The sequence below is a fragment of the Bradyrhizobium sp. LTSP857 genome (genome assembly GCF_000938285.1).
Taxonomy (GTDB): domain Bacteria; phylum Pseudomonadota; class Alphaproteobacteria; order Rhizobiales; family Xanthobacteraceae; genus Bradyrhizobium.
On record NZ_JYMS01000049.1, the window covers coordinates 188,561 to 210,124 of the forward strand.

The following is a 21,564-nucleotide window of genomic DNA, read 5'->3' on the forward strand; positions in this document are numbered from 1 at the left end:
GCGGAATCGGCTAAGCTTGTTTCGGGTGTCGCCCACGCCTCCCCCCTCCGCCGGGAAAGTAGACTTCATGCCGGGCGAGTTGATCATCGGACCGACTGTTCGAGCGCCAGGCATAAGGAGGGATTGCGCTTTAGCTCGTAATGGGAGGTTTTCACGATGAGACTGTCTGCACCCATCTATCATCTGAAGCGCAAGGCGAAACGCATGTCGCGCGAGGAAGGCATTCCGCTCCACGATGCGCTTGACCGCGTCGCCTCGACGGAAGGGTTTTCCGCCTGGAGCATGCTCGCAGCGAAAGCCGCCGCAGCGACGCCGGCCAATCGACTTTTCCCGCAATTCCAGCCGGGAGACCTGGTGCTGGTCGGGGCACGTCCCGGTCAGGGCAAGACGCTGATGAGCCTCGAACTTGCCGTTGAGGCGATGAGGTCGGGCCATCGCGCCGCGTTCTTCTCGCTGGAATATACCGAGAGAGATGTCCTGGACCGCTTCCGGGTCATCGGCGTGGACCCGGCGCAATTCGCTGACATGTTCGAGGTCGATTGCTCCGACGCCATCAGCGCCGATTACGTCGTCAAGCAGATGGCCGCGGCTCCCCGCGGCACGGTGGTGGTGATCGACTATCTGCAACTGCTCGATCAGCGGCGGGAAAACCCCGACCTGACCGTTCAGGTGCGCGCGCTGAAATCCTTCGCACGCGACAAGGGCCTGATCGTCGTCTTCATCTCGCAGATCGATCGCTCCTATGATCCCTCGATCAAGCCCTGCCCCGACCTCAGCGATGTCAGGCTGCCGAACCCGCTGGATTTGAAGCTGTTCGACAAGACCTGCTTCCTGAACAATTCCGAAGTTCAATTCCGGGCGGCGAGCTGACGGTTCCCTGCGAGCTTGGGCCGCGGGTGAGATGCTCACCCGCGGCTTGCGCCATCACGCCGCCTTCAGCGAAACCTCGAGCTTGCCGGCGATGTAGCGGCGCTCCTGGGTCAGGCCGCCAAAGCCGTAGGCATCGCCCTTGACCTCGTCGACATGAAGGTACGTCTCGGGATGCAGCGGGCCCAGGATCTCGGCCATGCGCTCGAACATGGCGGCGAGATAAGCGGCCTTCTCGTCCTTGGTGTTGGTGCCCTCGGTGACGTGGATGTCGATCCAGTAGCTTGCGAGCTTTTGCTCGGCGAGCGATCTGCCGCCGGCGAACCAGTCGCTCGCCTCCACCGACTTCACGACGATGGCGGTGACCTTCGGATCCTTGTGCAGGATTTTTGCGGTGAGCTCGGACACGGCGTTGGCGATGTCGGCCTTCAGCGACGGCGATTGGCGGGAGCTGGTGTAGGACACGGTGATCAGCGGCATGGTCGTTCTCCTCAGAATGTCGCGCGGGGTTCGTGCGGCGTTGACGAGAATCTAGACCTCCCACCATCATTTTGGTATATTATCTCTATTGATACCAGTGATAATCATTCATAATGATAGCCACACTCGACATCGCCACCGTCCAGGCCTTCCTGCTGGTCGCCGACCTCCAGAGCTTTACCCGCACTGCCGAGACACTCGGCACGACGCAGGCGGCTGTCAGCCTCAAGCTGCAACGGCTGGAGACGCTGCTCGGCAAGCGGCTCGTCGAGCGTTCGCCGCGCGCGGTTCGGCTCACGGCCGACGGCGCAGCGTTCCTCGATCGCGCACGTGCGCTGATGCAGGCACATGACCGCGCGCTGTCGGGCGAGGCACCGACGGCACAATCGCTTTCGCTCGGCATCTCCGATCACGCCGCAGGCCCGGTGCTGGTGCCGCTGCTCGAACGGCTGCACGCGATGTCCTCGAACCTCACGATCGCCGTCACCATCGGCTTCTCTCGCGAGATGCAGGATGCTTATGACGCAGGCCAGTTGGACGCGGTGATCGTCCGCCAGGAAGGCAGCCGGCGCGGCGGCGAAAAACTCACCGAGGACGAATTCGGCTGGTTCGCATCGAGACGCTTCGCCCTGCCGCACGGCCAGCCGCTGCCGCTCGCGACCCTTGCCCCGCCCTGCGGCGTTCGCGCTATCGCCGTGCGCGTGCTCGACAAGGCCGACATCGCCTGGCGCGAACGCTTTGTCGGCGGCGGTGTCACGGCGGTGGTCGCGGCAGCACTTGCCGGACTTGCGATCGCACCCTTGGCGCGGCGGATCGCGCCTGCCGGGCTGGTCGATATCGGGCCTGCGCACAAGCTGCCGAAACTCGGCAGCTCGAAGGTGATGCTGCATTCGAAGGTCAGCGATCCCGCGAAACTGGCGGCGCTGCGTGCGGTGGCGGCGACGTTCCGGAGCGTTGCGGTGGTCTGACTCACAAGATCGCCTCGAACGCGCTGCGCAACGTTTCGTGCCGAAACACAAAGCCGCGGCTGAGCGCCTTGTTCGGCAGCACGCGCTGGCCGCCGAGCAGGAGTTCGTCGGCGAAGCTGCCGCCGATCCGGCGCAGCAGGCCGCCGGGGATGCGGAACACGGCGGGCCGGTGCAGGCGGCGGCCGAGCTCCTCGGTGAATTTTGCGTTGGTGACGGGGATCGGCGCGGTGGCATTGACGGGGCCGGCGAGATCGGGCGTTGCCACCACATAAGCGATCAGCCGGATGAGGTCGTCGCGCTCGATCCACGACATCCACTGCCGCCCGGTGCCGAGGGGACCGCCGAGGCCGAACTCGAACGGCGTCAGCATGCGCGTGATGAAGCCTCCTTCCGTGCCCAGCACGAGGCCGATGCGCAAGCAGACCACGCGGACGCCAAGCTCCTCCGCCGGCCGCGCCGCCTTCTCCCAGGCCGCGCAGAGCTCGTGGCTGAAGCATGCGTGCGACTTCGCAGACTCCGTCAGCACCTGGTCGGCCCACAGGCCGTACCAGCCGATCGCGGAACCGCTGACGAGCACATCGGGCTTGTGGTCGAGCCGCGCGATCAGTTTTACGATCTCACCGGTCATGTCGATGCGCGAGTTGACAATTTTCGCGCGCTTCGCCTCGGTCCACAGACCGTTGCCGATCGGCTCGCCGGCGAGATTGACGATGGCGTCGATATGCGTGTCCGAGGCGAGCTGATCGAGGCTAGTGATCAGCGTAACCGGCGGCGGCAACATCTCGGCCTTGGCGGGGTTGCGGATCAGCGCGATGAGTGATGCCCTGCCCCGCTGAGGCTTGCTGCAAGGCGGCTCCCGATGAAGCCGGTCGCGCCGGTGATCAGCACGGTCTTGCGGCCTGGAATTTTGTCAACAAGTCCGTGTGCGGGCACGCTCTTCATGCGGCCGAGCCGGCGCATCGCCGCGAAATCCCTGGCGCCGCAGAGCGCCGCGCCGACCGCGCAGGCCGTCGCGGCAACGCTAAGCAGGCCCTGGTACACGACGGTCACCCCGAAGGGCTGCATCGCCCAATCGATCAGCACGGGCAACAGCAGCACCAGGATGGCGCCGTAATTGATCGCGAGCAGCGTGTGATTGATCCGCTCGCTCGGCGGCAGCTTCCGACTCAGATCCTCCTCGACGAAATCCATCAGCGTGATGGCGATCTCGGCGACCAGGACTGCGACGATCAAGAGCGCCAGCACACCATAAACCTCGAGCCAGCCTAGCAGCAGGAACAACAGCGCATAGAGCATGTTGCGGATGCCGTGCAGCTTCAGCTCAAAACGCTGCGACGGACGCCAGGCCAGGCGCTCGGTGAATTCGTGGTGATAGAAGGTGTCGAACACGCCCATCACGATCTGAATAGCGATGAGGGTCCACAACAGCGGCGTCATGATACGGCCTCCCTGAACATTGCGGATTGGTGGATCAGCGCACCGTAACGCGGGTGAACGACATCGAGAGTGAAGCGGAAGGCGCCCTCGCCGAGATCGCTATGCGTCACCGTGAGATCGCCCGGCGTGAGCCATTGCGGCAGCGGGATCCACAAGCTTCCGAACTGGAGGCCGTAGCCGGCGCTTCGGAAGGTCAGCGTCTGGCCTTCGACCGCGATGCGCAGCGCCATCGAGACGCCGAAGCCGACATATTCCTCGAGCCCGGTCGGGCCGGCAAAGCGTTTGGCGGAATGGATCACTTGCGGAAAGCCGCGCTTGCGCGCGCAGATGCGGGTCCAGGTCTGGCCGCCGGTTGCACCGTCCTCGGTGACCGTGACGATCATGGGCACACCGGTGTCGCGGCCGGTCGGCAGCGGACCGCCGATCAGACGCGCGACTTGGGCGAACCACCAGCCGATGTCGCTGAAGCCGACCTCGTCGACCACGCCGACATAGACGACGCTGTCGCCATCGGCGACGCGTTTGGAAAAGCGCCGCCAGGTCGCGAGCGGCAGGCGGCCCCAATCCTCGTCCGACAACAGTGCGCGAAAACGCCGATCGTCGAGCAGTTTGATGTGAGCGGAAGGAGGTGCGTTGGAGCCTGATAATCTTGCCGACGTCATCGCAACCCTCCCCAACGCTATTTGGCTTTGCCCAGCGGCAGCAAATTGGCGATCTTCTCGCCAAGCCGCATCAAGGCGACCAGCCGCGGCCGCGGCACTTTCAGCATCTGCATGAACCAGTGGTCGGCGAGCTCGGTGAAGGCCAGCATCTCCTTCAGCCGTTTGGCTGCGACCGGACTGATGGTCGGATCGTCGGCGGCATCGGACACGCAGGCCCTGAGCGCCGTGATCGCTGGATCGAGCTCCCGCTCCTTGCGCCGCGCCGCGATCCGCGCGGCGACCTCCCAGATGTCGGTCTCGGCCTCGTAGTGATCGCGGCGGTCGCCGAGGATCGGCACCCGACGGATCAGGTTCCAGGCGAGCAGCTCCTTGATCGAGTTGGAGACGTTGGAGCGCGCCATGCCGAGCGTATCGGCGATGTCCTCGGCGGTCATCGGTGCTTCGGCCAGATAGAGCAGCCCGTGGATCTGGCTGACCGAGCGGTTGACGCCCCACCCGTCGCCCATATCGCCCCAATGCAGGATGAAGCGCTCGACGGCGGCGGGGAGTTTCTTCTTTCCGGTTGTTTCTGTCATAACAGAACTATCTGACGAGACTGTGCCGATGTCAAGCGGTCCGCGCACAGCTTTCCATGCATACGGACCAGTGAACTTGCCTAAAATTGTTCCAGGGACCGGGAACAAATGGGTCCATCCCACGTTTGCACCGGTCGAGGCGGGGTTTCAGGAATGTTCAAAAAGTCCAGTCAACTGCGAGACTTGTTCGAAAGCGAACGCAGTTTCCGGCTGTTGGTTGAGGGGGTTGCCGACTACGCCCTGTACATGCTCGACCCCTCGGGGATCGTCACGAGCTGGAACATCGGCGGCGAGCGCATCAAGGGCTATTCATCCGAAGAGATCGTCGGTCAGCATTTTTCCCGCTTCTACACCGAGGTCGATCGGGCCAACGGCAAGCCTGCGCGGGCGCTCGGCATTGCCCGGGACAAGGGCCGCTACGAGGAGGAAGGCTGGCGCGTCCGCAAGGACGGCACCTTCTTCTGGGCGAGCGTCGTGATCGACCCGATCTATGAGGACGACCGGCTCATCGGCTATGCCAAGATCACGCGCGACATCACCGAACGCCGCAACACCCAGGTCAAGCTCGAGGTGATGCAGAAACAGCTCGCCGAGTCCCAGAAGTTTGACGCGCTCGGCCAGCTCACCGGCGGCGTTGCGCACGACTTCAACAACCTCCTGATGATCATCAGCGGCAGCCTTCACATCCTGAAGAGGGACGCCGCCGACGACGCCAAGCTTCAGCGCGCGATCTCGGCGATCGAGACCGCGACCAAGCGCGGCGCCGCGCTGACCAGTCAGCTCCTGACCTTCGCGCGGCGTCAGAGCGTCAATCCGCAGGCGATCGATTTTACCGATCGCATCGCGGCGATCCGCGAGGTGCTCGATGCCGGCGTCGGCAGTTCCGTGCGTCTTGCTTTCGACATCGACCGCGATGTCTGGCCGATCAGGACCGACGCCTCTGAGCTCGAGACGGCGCTGCTCAATCTCGTCATCAATGCCCGCGATGCGATGCCCGACGGCGGCACGGTGACGATCAGCGCCCGCAACGTCGCGCTGGACGAGACGCTGCCGACCGGCGAATTCGTCGCGATCGACGTCGCCGACACCGGGCTCGGGATTCCCTCCGACGTCATCGACAAGATTTTCGAGCCGTTCTTCACCACCAAGCCGATCGGCAAGGGCACGGGTCTCGGTCTATCCCAAGTGCATGGCTTCGCGCACCAGGCCGGCGGCACCGTGAAGGTCGCAAGTGAGCTCGGCAAAGGCACCACCTTCACCATCCTGTTGCCGCGCGGAACGGACGCGCCGGTGCGGGAAACGGCAGAGGCATCGTCGTTCCGCGGTAGCGGCACAGTGCTGCTGGTCGAGGATAATCCCGAGGTCGCGACTGTCAGCATCGGCTTGCTGGAGCAGCTCGGCTACCGCGTCCGCCGCGTCTCCGATGCCGAATCGGCGCTGCGCGAGCTTGAGCACAACGGCGTCGACTTCGTGTTCTCTGACATCGTCATGCCCGGCAAGATGGATGGGCTCGGCCTCGCCCATCATCTGCGCCAGATCCACCCCGGCCTGCCGATCCTGCTCGCCACCGGGTACAGCGAAGCCGCCGCCGACGTCCGCGGCGATTTTCCGATCCTGCGCAAGCCCTACGAGATCCACGAGCTCAGCGAGGCGATTTCGAAGCTGCCGCGATAAAGCTGCTACACCGTCGGTAACACCGAAAATGCTTCCCCTGCCCTGCGCAGGTTCAACTCGTCCACACTGGCGGTCTCGCTGGTGACATTGTCGACGCGCGAGGACGGCGGGCCGTGGCGGCACAGTGCCACCATGTCGGCGACGTGCTTCGGCACGCCAGCGAACAGTGCCTCGACGCTGCCGTCGCGGCGGTTGCGGACCCAACCTTCAAGCCCGCAGGCCACTGCCTGGGACTCGACCCAAGCCCGATAGCCGACGCCCTGGACGCGGCCGCTGATCATGACCTGGAGGATCACCCGGCTCATTTTTTTAGCCCGAGAAAGTCGGCGCTGCGCGCCTTGACGTCAGACTCGCGCATGACGCGGCCATTCAACTCGGACGATGCGAGACCCCTGAGCGCTTTCGGCGGCGTGCCCTCGCGCAGCGCCTTCAGCGTGTCGTAAACGGCTTGTGTCGCGGCCGCGATCGGCGCATGGCCCTGGAGTGCGATGCGCACGCGCTGGGCGGCGAGATGGTCGAGCGCGTTCAATTCCTCCGGCGCGCCGCCCAGCACGATTGGCAGCTTCGTAGCGGCGACAATCGCCTCGAACTCGGCACGCGACTTGATGCCCGTGAAGAACAGCGCATCGACACCGGTGGCCTCATAGGCTTGCGCGCGGCGGATGGTGTCGTCGAGCGAGCTGATCGAGGGCGCGCCGGTGCGGCCCATGATGACAAGCGAGGGATCGCTGCGGCCGCTGAGTGCCGCCTTCATCTTGCCGACGCCTTCTTCCAGCGAGATCAACTGCGCTTTCGTCTCGCCGAAAGCCCCCGGCAGCAACGTGTCCTCGACGGTGAGGCCGGCAGCGCCCGCCGTCTCCAGCTCCTGCACCGTGCGGCGCACGTTGAGTGCATTGCCATAGCCGTGGTCGGCATCGACCAGCACCGGCAGCGCCGCCGCCCGCGACATCCGCCGCATCTGCTCAGCAAGCTCCGTGAGCGTGATCAGCGTGATATCAGGGTCGCCGAGCACGGCGAGCGAAGCGACCGAACCGCCGAACATACCGAGCGGAAAGCCGAGGTCCTCGGCAATGCGGATCGAGATGGCGTCGTAGACCGAGCCGGGATGGATGCAGGCCGAGCCCGACAGGATCGATCGCAGTTTTTCGCGGCGGGAACGGAAGGCCATGGTGCTGTCTCGATTGGGTCACGGAGGCCGCAGCATACTCCGTCATTGCGAGCGAAGCGAAGCAATCCAGGAATGCATCCGCGGACACAGACTGGATTGCTTCGTCGCTAAGGGCTCCTCGCAATGACGGCGCTTGGGGAGACCGACCGCCTACCCCACTCACACCCTACGCAAACTCCAAAATCAGCGCATCCACCGCGAGCGTTGCGCCGGCGCTGGCGTGGACTTTCTTCACGGTGCCGTCCTGCTCGGCGCGGAGCACGTTCTGCATCTTCATGGCTTCGACGACCGCGAGCGTCTCGCCGGCCTTGACCTCCTGCCCCTCGGTCACCGCGATCGAGACCACGAGGCCGGGCATCGGACAAAGCAGCTTCTTGCCGGTGTCGGAGGCCGTCGTCACCGGCATCAGCCGTGCCGACGCGGCTTCCGCTTCGGTCCAGACATAGACCGGCACCTCGACGCCCTGATGCGCGAGGCGGATGCCGTTCGCGATCGGGCGCGCCTGCACCGCGACGACATGGCCGTCGATGGTGCCCTGCCAGACCGGATCTCCCGGCTTCCACGGCGACTGCAACAGATGCGCATTGCCGGTCTTACCGTCGGCATCGACGAAGCGCACAGCGATCGCGTCGCCTTCGCGCGCGACCTCAAGCAGGATCTCCTGGCGGTCGAGCCACACCGCGCGACGACGCTCGCGCTGCACGACGCGGCCGCCCATCTGGCCCGAGATCTGCCGCTTGCGTTCGCCGAGCACGTGATCGATCGCGGCGCCGACCGCCGCAATGCGACGCGCGACCTCGCCTTCCGGCGCGCGCACAGCAAATCCCTTGGGGAATTCTTCCACGATGAACCCGGTCGAGAGGTTGCCCTCGCGCCAGCGCGGATGGTGCATCAGCGCCGCCAGGAACGGGATGTTGTGGCGGATGCCGTCGACGTAGAACGAGTCCAGCGCGGTTGCCTGCGCCTCGATCGCGGCGGCGCGCGAGGGCGCATGGGTGACGAGCTTGGCGATCATCGGATCGTAATGGATCGAGATCTCGCCGCCCTCCTGCACGCCGGTGTCGTTGCGGACGGTGATGCCGTCCTTGCTCACTTCCGCCGGCGGGCGATACTTCACCAGGCGCCCGATCGACGGCAGGAAGTTGCGGAAGGGATCTTCGGCGTAGAGGCGCGATTCCACAGCCCAGCCCTTGAGCGAGACGTCCTTCTGCGCAAGCGCAAGCTTCTCGCCGGCGGCAACGCGGATCATCTGCTCGACGAGGTCGATGCCGGTGACGAGCTCGGTGACGGGATGCTCGACCTGGAGGCGCGTGTTCATCTCCAGGAAGAAGAAGCTCTTGTCTTGCCCTGCGACGAACTCGACGGTGCCGGCGGAGTCGTAGTTCACGGCCTTGGCCAGCGCGACCGCCTGCTCGCCCATCTTGCGGCGGGTGGCTTCATCGAGCAGCGGCGACGGCGCTTCCTCGATGACCTTCTGGTTGCGGCGCTGGATCGAGCATTCGCGCTCGCCGAGATAGATGACGTTGCCGTGCTTGTCGCCCAGCACCTGGATCTCGATGTGGCGGGGATTGACGATGAATTTTTCGACGAAGACACGGTCGTCACCGAACGAGGCCTTGGCCTCGGCCTTGGCGAGATTAAAACCCTCGGCGACCTCGGCCTTCGAATGCGCAATGCGCATGCCCTTGCCGCCGCCGCCGGCGGAGGCCTTGATCATCACGGGATAGCCGATCTCGTCGGAGATGCGCACCGCGTGCTTGTCGTCCTCGATCACACCGAGATAGCCGGGCACGGTCGAGACCTTGGCCTTGGCGGCGGCCTTCTTGGATTCGATCTTGTCGCCCATCGCCGCGATCGCGCCCGGGTTCGGGCCGATGAAGACGATGCCGGCCGCCTCCAGCGCGCGCGGAAACGCCTCGCGCTCGGACAGGAAGCCATAACCGGGATGCACGGCCTCGGCGCCGGTCTTGCGGCAGGCCTCGACGATCTTCTCGATCACCAGGTAGCTCTCGGCCGCAGCGGGCGGGCCGATCAAAACGGCCTCGTCGGCCATCTCGACATGGAGGGCATCGCGGTCGGCCTCGGAATAGACCGCAACCGTCTGAATTCCCATGCGGCGAGCGGTCTTGATGACCCGGCAGGCGATTTCGCCGCGATTGGCGATCAGAATGCGTTTGAACATGCTTTTCTTGAGTCTCGACCTTGGGCGGGACCCTTCCCTGACCGTTGGGGCCTATGGGGCTGGGCCGTGTGGCTCCCGTGGTACATCAAAATGGGGCGGAGGCAACGGTCAAAATCCACCTCCCTGGGTACCAGACCGGGGCCTAACCGGCCCTGCCGAGCCCCCAGCTTCTAACGCCCCTTGGCCTTGGCCGCGTCCCGGACCAGGCCGTGAATGAAACCCAGTTTGGCAACCACCGCGGGCGACAGGATGAACGGATAGAGGTCGCGCATCCCCATCGCGCGGTTGACGCTGTTCATGGCGAAGGTGAACGGCAGCCATGCGTCAACGAGCGTCTGGACGTCTTTTGCCTCATAGGGGTTGAAGCGGATGCGCGTCGACAACTCCCCATCGCGGTCCACCCGCGGCCGAACCTCCATGCCGAACTCGGAAGCCATCTCCAGGGTGTCGACGATGTGGAGATAGTGCGCCCAGGTTTCGGCGAAGTCTTCCCAGGGGTGCGTCGTGGCGTAGGCCGAGACATAGTTCTGCTGCCAGTCCGGCGGTGCGCCTTCGGCATAATGGCGCTGCAAGGCTTGGCCGTAATCGACCGAATCGTCGCCGAACACCGCGCGGCATTCTTCGAGCCTGTCGCCGTCGCGCACCAGCACGTCCCAGAAATAGTGTCCGACCTCGTGGCGGAAATGCCCGAGCAGCGTGCGATACGGCTCGCCCATCTCCAGCCTGCGTCGCTCCCGCTCGATCTCGTCGGTCTCGGTGAGCGCGATCGTGATCAGGCCGTTGTCATGGCCGGTCATGATCTTCTCACCGCTGTTCAGATTGTCGGCAAGGAAGTGGAAGATCAGGCCGTGCTCGGGATTGTCCTGCCGGGTCTGGAGCGGCAATTTCCAGCGGATCAGGGAATAGAACAACCGATGCTTGGCCATCTCCAGCTCGCGCCAGCCGGCAAGCTGGACGGAATCTGACAGGTCCGGCACGATGCCGTTATGGCGGCAGGCGCGGCAATAACCGGTGCTATCGCCCGTATCCGTCAGCCAGTTGCAGGCATCATGCTCGGCATTGCGGCACAGCATCCTTCCCTTGCCCTTGTCGGCGAGCGTCGCCCAAGCCACACAATCAGCCTCGCCATCGGGCTCGAGCGCGGACATCGTCTCCTTCTCCGGCAGGAAGGCGACCCGGTGACCACAGCGTTCGCAGGCGCGATTCTCGAAATAGAGGACGTTGCCGCAGGCCTGGCAGACAAAGAGCTTCAAGATTTAGCCTCTTCCGAAAGGGAGTTTTATCAATGAGAGTTATGGTGCCTCGCAAAGACTCGCCCCATCGCTGATCGTTCCAATATCCGGAACAAAATGCCAGCCCCGACGTTGATCGGATGGACCTTTTCCCGCGTCTGGCAGGGCGTGGGACCGTTCCTGAGGCTCTTTCCCCTTCGAACAATGGTCATCACGCCCCGTCTATGTGAATATCGGTCCGGCACGTGCGCACACGCATCACAACGGCCAACGCCTTGAACGATCCTTTGCCCGAAACCATCGCCGCCGAAAGGCTGCGCCAGCACCTCGAAGAGATCGCGCGCGAGCGCGACAATGCCTATCGCGCGCTCCAGGAGCGCGAGGCGGAGCTGGCACGGATCCAGCGCATCGGCAAGGTCGGCGGGCTCGAGGTCGACTTCCGCGAAGGTTTCAAGAACCGCCGCTCGCCGGAATATCTGATGATCCACGGGCTGCCGTCCGAGGCCGCCGATGAGTCCCACGACGACTGGGTCAATCGCATCCATCCCGAGGACCGGGATGCGACCGTCAAACATTTCCTGGAGGCCCTGGCCGGGACCAGCGAAGACTACACCGCCGAATACCGCATCGTCCGCCCCAGCGACGGCGAGACCCGCTGGATCCGTGTCGTCGCCAAGCTCAAGCGCGATGCCGACGGTCGCGCCATCCGCCTCGTCGGTGCCCATATCGACATCACCGCTCAAATGGTCGCGCGCGAGACGCTGCGCGAGAGCGAGGAGCGCTTTCGGCTAATCGCCGACAGCGCCCCGGTGCCGATCTGGGTCACAAAACTCGACCGCACACGGTCCTTCGCCAACCAGGCCTATGTCGACTTCGTCGGCCTGCCCTACGACCAGGCCATCGCCTTCGACTGGCGCAAGGTGTTGCATCCCGACGACCTGCCGCAGGTGCTGCAACAATCCGTCCAGGGCGAAGCGTCGCTGAAGCCCTTCGTGCTGGAAGCGCGCTACAAGGACGCCAACGGCGAATGGCGCTGGCTGCGCTCGGAATCCCAGCCGCGCTGGGACCCGACCGGCAAGCATATCGGCTTCATCGGCGTCGCCCACGACATCACCGCCGCCAAGCAGGCCGAGATCGAGCTCCGGCAGCTCAACGAGACGCTGGAAGAGCGCATCGTCGAGCGCACCGCCGAGCTCGAATCCAACGAGGCCCGGCTGCGCGCCATCCTGGAGACCAGCAACCAGTATCAGGGCCTCGTCAATCTCAAGGGCGAATTGCTTTACGCCAACAAGACCGCTCTCGCCGGCATTCGCGCGGAAGCGCAGGACGTCATCGGCAAGCCGTTCTGGGAGACGCCCTGGTTCACCGGTTCTCACGGCATGAGCGCGACCGTGCGCGAGGCCTTCGAGACCGTGCTCAAGGGCGAAGCGGTGCGGATGGAGATGCGTCTGCGCCTTCCCATCGGCGAGCGCGATTTCGAGTTTGGCATGCGCCCCGTGCTCGACCGCCACGGCAACATCACGGGTGCCGTGCCTGAAATGGTCGACATCACCGAGCGCCGGCGCGGCGAGGAAGCGCTGCGGCAGTCGCAGAAGATGGAGGCGATCGGGCAGCTCACCGGCGGCGTTGCCCACGACTTCAACAATCTCCTCACCATCATTCGCTCGGCGACCGACTTCCTGCGCCGGCGCGAACTGCCGGAGGAACGCCGCCGCCGCTATGTCGATGCCATCTCCGACACCGTCGAGCGCGCCTCCAAGCTGACCGCGCAGCTTTTGGCCTTTGCGCGCCGGCAGCCGCTGAAGCCGCAGATCTTCAACGTCGGCAGCCAGGTCGAGGGCGTGGCGCAGCTGGTCCGGCCGCTGGTCGGCGGCCGCATCGAGATCGCTGTGGAGGTCCATGATGCCGACTGCTTCACCATCGCCGACATCGCCCAGTTCGAGACCGCGCTGATCAACCTCGCCATCAATGCCCGCGACGCCATGGAGGGCGAAGGCCGTCTCATCATTGCGGTCCGCAAGGTTTTGGGCATCCCGAGCCTGCGCGAGCAATCGGCGCGCGGCGGCGACTATGTCGCAATCTCGGTCGCCGACACCGGCAGCGGTATAGCGTCGGAACACCTCGACTCGATCTTCGAGCCGTTCTTCACCACCAAGGAAGTCGGCAAGGGCACCGGCCTTGGCCTGAGCCAGGCTTTTGGCTTCGCAAAGCAGTCCGAGGGCGACATCGCGGTGACCAGCACGCCCGGCAAGGGGGCGACTTTCACCATCTATCTGCCGCAGGCGCAGAGCCCCGCCGCGGAGAAGGAAGCAGCAGCCCTGACCCACGAGGCTGCCACCACCGGACGCGGCTATCGCGTGCTCGTGGTCGAGGACAATGACGATGTCGGCCAATTCTCGACCGAGCTTCTGGAAGATCTCGGCTACGTCGTCCGCCGCGTCGCCCATGCCAATGCGGCGCTGGCCATCCTCGGCGAGAACGAATTCGCCGTCGACCTCGTCTTCTCCGACGTCATCATGCCCGGCATGAACGGCGTCGAGCTCGCCGGAATCATCCGCGAGCGCTATCCGGGCCTCCCCGTCGTGCTCACCAGCGGCTACAGCAACGTGCTCGCCGAAAACGCGCATCGCGGCTTCGAGCTGATCCAGAAGCCCTATTCGGTGGAGTCGCTGTCGCGCATTTTGCGCAAGGCGATCACGGAGAAGCTGTCGGTGGCGCGGTGAGCTCCCGTCGTCCCGGCGAAGGCCGGGACCCATAACCACAGGATTGTGTTTGGCGAAGGACGACGACGCCTGTGCCTCGAGAGAGATTCCGCGGTATGGGTCCCGGCCTTCGCCGGGACGACGGCGGAGTGTTGGGGTGTAGCCACCCGCATAACGACGACCAACTGCAACACATCGGACACCGGCCCCATGAAACCCGCCCTCCTCTCCGCCTGGCAAACCTGGGCGCTGCTCTCGGCCTGTTTTGCAGCGCTGACCGCGATCTTCGCCAAGATCGGCGTCGAGAACATCAATCCGGATCTTGCGACCTTCATCCGCACCATCGTGGTGCTGCTGGCCTTCTCGGTGCTGCTGTTCTTCACCGGCCAGTTCGCCGTGCCGTCGGCGGTCTCGTCAAAAACGTGGCTGTTCCTGGTGCTGTCGGGGCTCGCAACCGGAGCGTCCTGGCTTTGCTACTTCCGCGCGCTAAAACTCGGGCCCGCGACGCTGGTGGCGCCGATCGACAAGCTTAGCGTCGTGCTGGTTGCTATTTTTGCCTTCGCCTTCCTTGGTGAACGCCCGACCACGCAGGGCTGGGTCGGCATCGCCATGATCGGCGCCGGCGCGGTGCTGCTGGCCGTGAAGTTTTGAGACGGAACAAAGCCGCCGCGAGATCAGTTTCTGCCGGGGCGCTTCCAGCCTCGATCGAGAAACCGATGTCGAGCCAAAACCCCGACCAAGCGAGACAGGCCGGCCGTGCGCTGGACGCAGCGAACTTCTTCCTTGCCGACGTCCGCGACGGTCTCGGGCCCTATCTCGCCGTCTATCTCCTCACAGAGCAGCATTGGGACGAAGCGCGTATCGGCCTCGTGATGTCGATCGCAACCATCGCCGGCATCGTGGCGCAGACGCCGGCCGGTGCGCTGATCGATACGACACGGGCGAAGCGGCTGGTGATGGCCGCAGCCGCAATCCTGGTGACGCTCGCTTCGCTGTCGCTGCCATTGTTTCCGAGCTTCCTGCCGGTTGCGATCTCGCAAGGCATTGCGCAGGGCGCCGCCGTGGTCTTTCCGCCTGCAATCGCCGCCGTGTCGCTCGGCATCTTTGGCCATGCCGCCTTCACCCGGCGGATCGGCCGCAACGAGACTTTTAATCACGCCGGCAACGCGGTCGCTGCGGGCCTTGCTGGACTGTCGGCCTATTGGTTCGGGCCAACCGTCGTGTTCTACCTTCTCGGCGCCATGGCGGTCGCAAGCCTCGTCAGCATCCTCATGATCCCCGAACGCGCTATCGATCACGATCTTGCCCGCGGGTTCGACGACGCCGACACACAGAACGACCGGCCGTCCGGTCTCGGCGTGCTCCTTGCCTGCCGCCCGCTGCTCGTCTTCGCGATCTGCGCCCTGCTCTTCCATCTCTCGAACGCAGCGATGCTGCCGCTGGTCGGGCAAAAACTCGCGCTCCAGGACAAGAACATCGCCACCAGCCTGATGTCGGCCTGCATCGTCGCGGCGCAATTGGTGATGGTGCCGTTCGCGATGTTGGTCGGCGCGAAGGCCGACCGCTGGGGCCACAAGCGCTTCTTCCTCGCCGCGTTGCTGATCCTGCCTCTTCGGGGAGCGCTCTATACGTTCTCCGACAATCCGTTCTGGATGGTCGGCGTGCAGCTTCTCGACGGCGTCGGCGCCGGCATTTTTGGTGCGATCTTTCCGGTGATCGTCGCCGACCTCATGCGCAACACCGGCCGCTTCAACGTCGCGCAAGGCGCCGTCATCACCGCGCAGAGCATCGGTGCGGCGCTGTCGACGACGCTGGCCGGCTTCGTCGTGGTCGGCGCGGGCTACAGCGCTGCGTTCATCACGCTCGGCGCGGTGGCCGCGATCGGCGCCATCGTCTGCCTTATCGCCCTGCCCGAGACGCGGCAAATCGCCGATGGCGGACCGCGCCCGGAGGGGAAGACACCGGCGCCGGCATCGGCTATCGCTGCCGAATGAGCCAACCTCATTGCAAGGACTGAACGTGCCGAGCGTGCCGCATGACGCCATCTGGGCCTGGAGCATCATCGTAGTCGCGACCGCAGGCGTCATCATCCGCCCCTTCCGCCTGCCCGAGGCGATCTGGGCCATGATCGGCGCCGCCGCGCTGGTCCTGCTCGGCTTGCTGCCCTGGCAGGATGCGCTCACCGGCATCGAGAAGGGCGTCGACGTCTACCTCTTTCTGATCGGCATGATGCTGATCGCAGAATTGGCGCGGCTCGAAGGCCTGTTCGATTATCTCGCCGCGCTCGCGGTGGAATATGCGGGCGGCTCGCCGCAGCGGCTGTTCTTGCTGATCTATCTCGTCGGCACGCTCGTGACGGTGCTGCTGTCGAACGATGCCACCGCGATCGTGCTGACGCCCGCCGTCTACGCCGCGACGCGCGCGGCCGGCGCCAAGCCGCTCCCCTATCTCTTCGTCTGCGCTTTCATCGCCAACGCCGCGAGCTTCGTGCTGCCGATCTCGAACCCCGCCAATCTGGTCGTGTTCGGCGCGCGCATGCCGCATCTGACTGAGTGGCTGCGCCTGTTCGCCCTGCCCTCGGCCGCTTCGATCCTGCTGACCTATGTCGTGCTGCGCCTGACCCAGCACCGCGCGTTAAAGGAAGAGACCATCGCGCGCAGCGTGCCGCACCCAGAACTCGGCCGCGGCGGCAAGCTCACAGCCGTAGGCATTCTGGCCATCGGTGTCGTGCTGGTCACGGCCTCCGCGCTCGACAGGCCGCTCGGCCTGCCGACCTTCATCTGCGGCGTGGTCACGGCCGCGATCGTGCTGTTGATCAGCAGGCAATCGCCCGTGCCCGTACTAAAGGGTGTGTCGTGGAGTGTGCTGCCGCTGGTAGGCGGGCTCTTCGTGATGGTGGAAGCGCTGGTGAAGACTGGCGTGATCGGGCAGCTCAGCGCGCTGCTGCATGAGGCGGTCGCGCAATCCGTCCCGCAAGCCGCCTGGAGCGTCGGCATTGCGACGGGGATCGCCACCAACATTGCCAACAATCTGCCGGTTGGCCTCGTCGCGGGCTCGGTCGCGGCCAGCGATCATCTGCCCGCGACCGTGGTCAGCGCGATTCTGATCGGCGTCGATCTCGGGCCCAATTTGTCGGTGACCGGCTCGCTCGCGACCATCCTGTGGTTGGTCGCGCTTCGCCGGGAAAAGATCGAGGTCGGCGCTTGGCCGTTCCTCAAGCTCGGCATGCTGGTGACGCCGCCGGCCCTGATCGCGGCGTTGGCCGCCGCGATCAGGTAACGCGCATCTTTTAGTCGTTCTCGTAGCCGTAGACTTCCGGCAGGATGAAGATTGCGGCGAGCAATCCGATCAGCGGGAAGATCGCGACGAACAGCGTGGCGCCGGCCTGCCCGATCGCGGCGAACAGCGACGGGAACAGGAAGATCGCCAGGAACGACGGCAACTTCACGAACATGTAGGCGAAGCCGCTGGCGGTGCCGCGATATTTCGGCTTCGCGACCATGGTCGGGATCGTCATGCAGTTCGACGCATCCCAGTAATGGCCCCACAGCATGGCCGCGGCCGCGAACGGCAGCAGGATCTTGTTGTCGGTGTAGAGCGCGAAGGCGGCAACCAGCAGCGAGGCCAGCACGATGCCGAAGCCGGCGATCGCGATGCCGCGATGGCCGATCTTCGGCGTCAGCAGCGGGCCTACCCAGCCCGACACCGCGGCAAAGCAGAACAGCGCCATCGTCACCAGGTTATTACCGAGCACGCTCGACACGCCGACCATTACGAACAGCACCGGCAAATAGAACGCGAAGGTCGAGAACTCGCTGCCTTGGGCGAAACAGGCGATCCAGCCGTAGATCGTGGCGCGCCAGCGGATCGGATCCTTCTTGAGATCGGCGATGAAGGCGCTGGTGCTGACCTTCGGCATCACCACGTCCTGGTCCGGCAACATGGCGAGATCGTCGTTGAACATCTCGCGCGCGACCTTCTTGGCCTCGCGGAAACGCCCCTTCTGCACCAACCACACCGCCGTCTCCGGCACGTCGTGGCGCATGATGAGGATGATCAACGCCGGCACCGCGCCGAGGCCGAGCGTCACGCGCCACAGCATCTCGTGCTGAATATCGAGCAGCAGGAAGATCACGATGACGCCGATGGTGAGGACTTCACCGACCGCGAACATGAACTGCCAGCGGTTGCCCATGACCTCGCGCTCTCCCTTCGCCATGGATTCCATGATGTAGGTGTAACCGGTCGAGATGTCTGAGCCGAGCGGGACGCCGAGCAGGAAACGGATCACGACGAGCCAGCCGACGCTGGGCACGAAGGCCTGCGCCAATGCGAGCACGATGAACATCACCATCGTGATCAGGAACATCACGCGGCGACCGATCTTGTCGGAGAGCCAGCCCCCGAGCAACGCGCCGACGAGAGCGCCGCCCTGCGTGCCGGCCGCGGCAAGGCCGAGCATCAGCGGATCGGGATTGAACTGCTCGCGGATGAAGATCAGCACGAAGGCGATCGAATAGAGATCCCACGCTTCAACCAGGATCGAGGCCATCATCAGCCAGCCGACCTTGTTACCCTTGGGACTGTAGTTCGTGATGAGGTAGCGGACCGCGGCTTCGCTCGCGGTCGGTTGTGGCACGGCCATCGTTGACATGTCTGGTCCTCTCTTCAAAACTCTTTACGCGCCGAGTAGCGGCTCGATACTGCAATCGAGCAGGCGCGGGTCGATCCCCGCCTCCATGCCCGTGAACATGTGGTCCATGTAATCGATCAGTGCATCGCTCGCCTTCACGGCGCCCTCGACGTGGCGGCCGGCGACCGCACTGAGAATGGCGAGGTGGTGATCGATCGTGCCTGATAGGTCGGTCTGCCCCGGCATGAAGCGGTGGTGGATGTAGCCGATGCGGCGGTACAGCGTGTGCAGCGGCCGCAGCGTATGCACGAGAAAGGGCTCGCCCGCCGCCTCCAGCACCAGCGCGTCGATGCGGCGGTCGATGCTGTTGAATTCGTCGAGCGTCAGGCTCGCGCGGCGCTCGCGCAGCAAACGCTCGATGTGCAGCGCCTGATTGCGGTGCGAGAGGCTGGCGCGATCAGCCGCAAGGCGGATCACGAAGCGCTCCATGTCGCGACGCAGACCGAGCAGCATGCGCTCGCGCGCCAGATCAATCGGCGCGATGTGCAGGCCATGGCGCGGGCGAATGATGATGAGCGTATCGTTGGAGAGACGATTGACGGCGTGATGCACCGGCGTGCGGCCGAAGCCCGTGATCTGCTGCAATTCCAGCATGGTCATGAACTGGCCGGGCTTGAGCTCGCAATGGACGAGGAGCTCTTCGATCCTCTGATAGGCCAACTCGAAAAAGTTGAGACGGTTGCGCCGAGAGGGCTTGCCCTCGCCGTCGTCCTCCGTCCTCACCAACTCGAGCGCGCGCATGCGCCGTGCCATTTCCATTTCCTCCCGTCGGCCTGCGCTCGTTGCAGGGCGGCGCCTTATTTGTGAAACTCCTAAAACATGTTGTGATATATTACAAGCAGAGGTAAGACTTTCGCCGGCGCGCGACATGTTGCGGTGCGGAATGAAAACACGAGGGCGCGAGGCGCCTGTAACGGGAGGAGAGTTGCCGTGAAGATCACCTCGATCGAGACGCTGCGCACCGAGGAATTTTCCAACGTCATCTGGGTGCGCGTCCACACCGATACGGGCATGATCGGCCTCGGCGAGACTTTCTATGGTGCAGGCGCAGTCGAGGCGCAGATCCACGACACCTTTGCCGGCCGCCTGCTCGGCCGCAATCCTCTGCACATCGAAGCCATCCATCGCGACATGCTGAACCTGCCGATGGCGCAGTCCTCCACCGGCGTCGAATACCGCGCAGCGTCCGCGATCGACATCGCGCTGTGGGACCTGTTCGGCAAGGTCTGCAATCAGCCGGTGCACCAGATGCTCGGCGGCCTCTGCCGCGACAAGCAGCGCATCTACAACACCTGCGCCGGCACGCAATATGTCCGCTCGACCAATATCAGCCCGGTGTCGAACTGGAATCTCGGCGCCAACAAAGGTCCCTATGAGGATCTCGGCGGCTTCATGAACCGCGCCGATGCGCTCGCCGAAAACCTTTTGGAGAGCGGCATCTCGGCGATGAAGATATGGCCGTTCGATCCGGCGGCGCAGGAGAACAAGGGCCTCTACATCACCGCCGCCCAGATGAAACAGGCGATCGAGCCGTTCGAAAAGATCCGGAAAGCCGTCGGCGACAGGATGGAGATCATGGTCGAACTCCATTCGCTGTGGAACCTGCCGACCGCAAAGCAGATCGCTCGCGCGCTCGAACCCTACAAGCCGACCTGGTATGAAGATCCGATCCGCATGAACTCGCCGCAGGCGCTTGCCGAATATGCGCGCTCGACCGATGTCTGGGTCTGCGCCAGCGAAACGCTGGGCTCGCGCTTCCCCTACAAGGACATGCTCGATCGCGACGCCATGCATGTGGTGATGGCGGATCTGTGCTGGACCGGCGGCCTCACCGAAGGCCGCAAGATCGCCGCGATGGCCGAGACCTATCACCGGCCGTTTGCGCCGCACGATTGCATCGGACCGATCGGCTTCATCGCCGCCATCCACATGTCGTTCAGCCAGCCGAACACGCTGATCCAGGAATCGGTGCGCGCCTTCTACAAGGGCTGGTACAATGAGCTCGTCACTACGATGCCAACGATCAAGGACGGCTATGTCTTCCCGATGGAAGGCCCCGGCCTTGGCGTCGACCTCCTGCCCGCGGTGTTCGACCGCAGCGATCTCACCGTGCGCCGCTCCAACGTCTGAGGATTTCTTGAGATGAGCACCGCCCTGTTCGACCTTTCCGGCCGCACCGCGCTCGTGACCGGCTCCTCCCGCGGCCTTGGCCGCGCTATTGCCGAAGGCATGGCCAAAGCCGGCGCCAAGATCATTATCAACGGCGTCGACCCCAAGCGCGTCGAGCAGGCCGTCGCCGAGTTTCGCGCCGCCGGGCATCAGGCCGAGGGTGCGGCGTTCAACGTCACCGATGAGCCCGCGATCATCGCGGCTTTCGAGCGTTTTGACCGCGAAGGGCTCGATGTCGATATTCTCGTCAACAATGCCGGCATCCAGCATCGCAAGCCGCTGGTCGAGTTCACCACCGACGAGTGGCGCAAGGTGATCGAGACCGATCTCACCAGCGCCTTCGTGATTGGCCGCGAGGCCGGCAAGCGCATGATCCCTCGCAAGCGTGGCAAGATCATCAATATCGGCTCGCTCGGCAGCGAGCTCGCGCGTCCCACCATCGCGCCCTACACCGCGGCCAAGGGCGGCATCAAGAACCTGACCCGCTCGATGGCAGTGGAATGGGCCCAGCACGGCATCCAGGCCAACGCGATCGGACCCGGCTACATGCTCACCGACATGAACGAGGCGCTGGTCAACAACACCGACTTCAACAACTGGCTGATGGGCCGCGTTCCCTCGAAGCGTTGGGGCAGGCCGGACGAGCTGGTCGGTGCGGCGATCTTCCTCGCGTCCGACGCCTCCACTTACGTCAACGGCCAGATCATCTATGTCGATGGCGGCATGATCGCCGCGATGTGATCGCGAAACTCTGA

18 protein-coding genes and 1 pseudogene are annotated in these 21,564 nt (G+C 64.5%); 9 read left to right on the plus strand and 10 right to left on the minus strand.

The annotated features are described in order from the left end of the window. Positions 1 to 156: 156 nt before the first annotated feature. Entirely contained in the window at positions 157 to 870 is a 714-nt protein-coding gene (locus UP06_RS34225; RefSeq protein ID WP_045008104.1) for a DNA helicase, read from the plus strand. Positions 871 to 924: 54 nt separating this feature from the next. Here the strand turns inward: UP06_RS34225 and UP06_RS34230 are convergent, their stop codons facing one another. After that, positions 925 to 1,347 carry a tautomerase family protein gene (locus UP06_RS34230; protein ID WP_045008105.1) on the minus strand — a complete coding sequence of 141 codons (423 nt, stop codon included), beginning with the start codon at positions 1,345 to 1,347 and terminating at the stop codon, positions 925 to 927. A 113-nt stretch (positions 1,348 to 1,460) separates the two neighbouring features. On the opposite strand from UP06_RS34230, the gene UP06_RS34235 reads away from it, so the two are divergent. After that, positions 1,461 to 2,315, plus strand: a complete 855-nt coding sequence (locus tag UP06_RS34235; RefSeq protein WP_082081822.1) for a LysR family transcriptional regulator — start codon at positions 1,461 to 1,463, stop codon at positions 2,313 to 2,315. Position 2,316: 1 nt separating this feature from the next. Here UP06_RS34235 and UP06_RS34240 read toward each other — a convergent pair. The 3 genes and pseudogenes from UP06_RS34240 to UP06_RS34250 all read right to left on the minus strand — a co-directional run bounded on the left by UP06_RS34240 (position 2,317) and on the right by UP06_RS34250 (position 4,989). Beyond that, a pseudogene (locus UP06_RS34240) lies at positions 2,317 to 3,752 on the minus strand (TIGR01777 family oxidoreductase). Further along, complete coding sequence (locus UP06_RS34245) at positions 3,749 to 4,414, minus strand: DUF4166 domain-containing protein (protein WP_045008106.1); 666 nt, start codon at positions 4,412 to 4,414, stop codon at positions 3,749 to 3,751. The pseudogene UP06_RS34240 and the gene UP06_RS34245 overlap by 4 nt, the downstream one beginning before the upstream one ends. Positions 4,415 to 4,431: 17 nt before the next feature. Then, a complete protein-coding gene (locus tag UP06_RS34250; protein WP_045008107.1) occupies positions 4,432 to 4,989 on the minus strand; it encodes a GbsR/MarR family transcriptional regulator in 558 nt (185 codons plus the stop codon). Between the two features lie 153 nt (positions 4,990 to 5,142). On the opposite strand from UP06_RS34250, the gene UP06_RS34255 reads away from it, so the two are divergent. Beyond that, a complete protein-coding gene (locus tag UP06_RS34255) occupies positions 5,143 to 6,663 on the plus strand; it encodes a PAS domain-containing hybrid sensor histidine kinase/response regulator family protein (RefSeq protein WP_045008108.1) in 1,521 nt (506 codons plus the stop codon). Positions 6,664 to 6,668: 5 nt separating this feature from the next. Here UP06_RS34255 and UP06_RS34260 read toward each other — a convergent pair whose 3' ends face one another. The 4 genes from UP06_RS34260 to UP06_RS34275 all read right to left on the minus strand — a co-directional run bounded on the left by UP06_RS34260 (position 6,669) and on the right by UP06_RS34275 (position 11,266). Then, positions 6,669 to 6,968 (minus strand): acylphosphatase, encoded by a 300-nt coding sequence (locus UP06_RS34260; RefSeq protein WP_045008109.1) that lies wholly within the window; start codon positions 6,966 to 6,968, stop codon positions 6,669 to 6,671. Further along, complete coding sequence (locus UP06_RS34265) at positions 6,965 to 7,831, minus strand: isocitrate lyase/PEP mutase family protein (RefSeq protein WP_045008110.1); 867 nt, start codon at positions 7,829 to 7,831, stop codon at positions 6,965 to 6,967. Before UP06_RS34265 ends, UP06_RS34260 begins: the two co-directional genes overlap by 4 nt. A 166-nt stretch (positions 7,832 to 7,997) precedes the next feature. Then, positions 7,998 to 10,013 (minus strand): acetyl-CoA carboxylase biotin carboxylase subunit, encoded by a 2,016-nt coding sequence (locus tag UP06_RS34270; RefSeq protein WP_045008111.1) that lies wholly within the window; start codon positions 10,011 to 10,013, stop codon positions 7,998 to 8,000. A 170-nt stretch (positions 10,014 to 10,183) separates the two neighbouring features. Beyond that, positions 10,184 to 11,266, minus strand: coding sequence for a zinc-binding metallopeptidase family protein (locus UP06_RS34275; RefSeq protein WP_045008112.1), 1,083 nt, complete (start codon positions 11,264 to 11,266; stop codon positions 10,184 to 10,186). A 224-nt stretch (positions 11,267 to 11,490) separates the two neighbouring features. On the opposite strand from UP06_RS34275, the gene UP06_RS34280 reads away from it, so the two are divergent. The 4 genes from UP06_RS34280 to UP06_RS34295 all read left to right on the plus strand — a co-directional run bounded on the left by UP06_RS34280 (position 11,491) and on the right by UP06_RS34295 (position 17,226). After that, the gene (locus UP06_RS34280) at positions 11,491 to 13,968 is read left to right on the plus strand and encodes a hybrid sensor histidine kinase/response regulator (protein ID WP_045008113.1); all 2,478 of its coding nucleotides are present in this window, start codon (positions 11,491 to 11,493) and stop codon (positions 13,966 to 13,968) included. A gap of 189 nt (positions 13,969 to 14,157) precedes the next feature. Then, positions 14,158 to 14,598: an EamA family transporter gene (locus UP06_RS34285; RefSeq protein ID WP_045008114.1), complete on the plus strand. Its 441-nt coding sequence runs from the start codon at positions 14,158 to 14,160 to the stop codon at positions 14,596 to 14,598. Between the two features lie 65 nt (positions 14,599 to 14,663). Further along, complete coding sequence (locus UP06_RS34290; protein ID WP_045008115.1) at positions 14,664 to 15,941, plus strand: MFS transporter; 1,278 nt, start codon at positions 14,664 to 14,666, stop codon at positions 15,939 to 15,941. A gap of 34 nt (positions 15,942 to 15,975) precedes the next feature. Continuing rightward, positions 15,976 to 17,226: an arsenic transporter gene (locus tag UP06_RS34295; RefSeq protein WP_045008773.1), complete on the plus strand. Its 1,251-nt coding sequence runs from the start codon at positions 15,976 to 15,978 to the stop codon at positions 17,224 to 17,226. A 10-nt stretch (positions 17,227 to 17,236) separates the two neighbouring features. On the opposite strand, the gene UP06_RS34300 is transcribed toward UP06_RS34295, so the two are convergent. Both UP06_RS34300 and UP06_RS34305 read right to left on the minus strand, forming a co-directional pair. After that, a complete protein-coding gene (locus UP06_RS34300) occupies positions 17,237 to 18,601 on the minus strand; it encodes an MFS transporter (protein WP_045008116.1) in 1,365 nt (454 codons plus the stop codon). Between the two features lie 24 nt (positions 18,602 to 18,625). Further along, positions 18,626 to 19,393, minus strand: coding sequence for a GntR family transcriptional regulator (locus UP06_RS34305; RefSeq protein ID WP_045008117.1), 768 nt, complete (start codon positions 19,391 to 19,393; stop codon positions 18,626 to 18,628). 177 nt (positions 19,394 to 19,570) lie between these two features. Here UP06_RS34305 and UP06_RS34310 point away from each other — a divergent pair, with 177 nt between their 5' ends. Beyond that, the gene (locus tag UP06_RS34310) at positions 19,571 to 20,770 is read left to right on the plus strand and encodes a mandelate racemase/muconate lactonizing enzyme family protein (RefSeq protein ID WP_045008118.1); all 1,200 of its coding nucleotides are present in this window, start codon (positions 19,571 to 19,573) and stop codon (positions 20,768 to 20,770) included. Positions 20,771 to 20,782: 12 nt separating this feature from the next. Beyond that, on the plus strand, positions 20,783 to 21,550 hold the full coding sequence (locus UP06_RS34315) for an SDR family oxidoreductase (RefSeq protein ID WP_045008119.1): 768 nt from the start codon (positions 20,783 to 20,785) through the stop codon (positions 21,548 to 21,550). The last annotated feature ends 14 nt before the right edge of the window (positions 21,551 to 21,564 follow it).

What these genes read in the sequence shown, in the direction of transcription:
- UP06_RS34315 (WP_045008119.1), top strand. Translation starts at nt 20,783, where the DNA reads ATGAGCACCGCCCTGTTCGACCTTTCCGGCCGCACCGCGCTCGTGACC.
- UP06_RS34260 (WP_045008109.1), bottom strand. Translation starts at nt 6,968, where the DNA reads ATGAGCCGGGTGATCCTCCAGGTCATGATCAGCGGCCGCGTCCAGGGC.
- UP06_RS34270 (WP_045008111.1), bottom strand. Translation starts at nt 10,013, where the DNA reads ATGTTCAAACGCATTCTGATCGCCAATCGCGGCGAAATCGCCTGCCGG.
- UP06_RS34300 (WP_045008116.1), bottom strand. Translation starts at nt 18,601, where the DNA reads ATGTCAACGATGGCCGTGCCACAACCGACCGCGAGCGAAGCCGCGGTC.
- UP06_RS34265 (WP_045008110.1), bottom strand. Translation starts at nt 7,831, where the DNA reads ATGGCCTTCCGTTCCCGCCGCGAAAAACTGCGATCGATCCTGTCGGGC.
- UP06_RS34225 (WP_045008104.1), top strand. Translation starts at nt 157, where the DNA reads ATGAGACTGTCTGCACCCATCTATCATCTGAAGCGCAAGGCGAAACGC.
- UP06_RS34235 (WP_082081822.1), top strand. Translation starts at nt 1,461, where the DNA reads ATGATAGCCACACTCGACATCGCCACCGTCCAGGCCTTCCTGCTGGTC.
- UP06_RS34255 (WP_045008108.1), top strand. Translation starts at nt 5,143, where the DNA reads ATGTTCAAAAAGTCCAGTCAACTGCGAGACTTGTTCGAAAGCGAACGC.
- UP06_RS34305 (WP_045008117.1), bottom strand. Translation starts at nt 19,393, where the DNA reads ATGGCACGGCGCATGCGCGCGCTCGAGTTGGTGAGGACGGAGGACGAC.
- UP06_RS34285 (WP_045008114.1), top strand. Translation starts at nt 14,158, where the DNA reads ATGAAACCCGCCCTCCTCTCCGCCTGGCAAACCTGGGCGCTGCTCTCG.
- UP06_RS34290 (WP_045008115.1), top strand. Translation starts at nt 14,664, where the DNA reads ATGTCGAGCCAAAACCCCGACCAAGCGAGACAGGCCGGCCGTGCGCTG.
- UP06_RS34245 (WP_045008106.1), bottom strand. Translation starts at nt 4,414, where the DNA reads ATGACGTCGGCAAGATTATCAGGCTCCAACGCACCTCCTTCCGCTCAC.
- UP06_RS34250 (WP_045008107.1), bottom strand. Translation starts at nt 4,989, where the DNA reads ATGACAGAAACAACCGGAAAGAAGAAACTCCCCGCCGCCGTCGAGCGC.
- UP06_RS34230 (WP_045008105.1), bottom strand. Translation starts at nt 1,347, where the DNA reads ATGCCGCTGATCACCGTGTCCTACACCAGCTCCCGCCAATCGCCGTCG.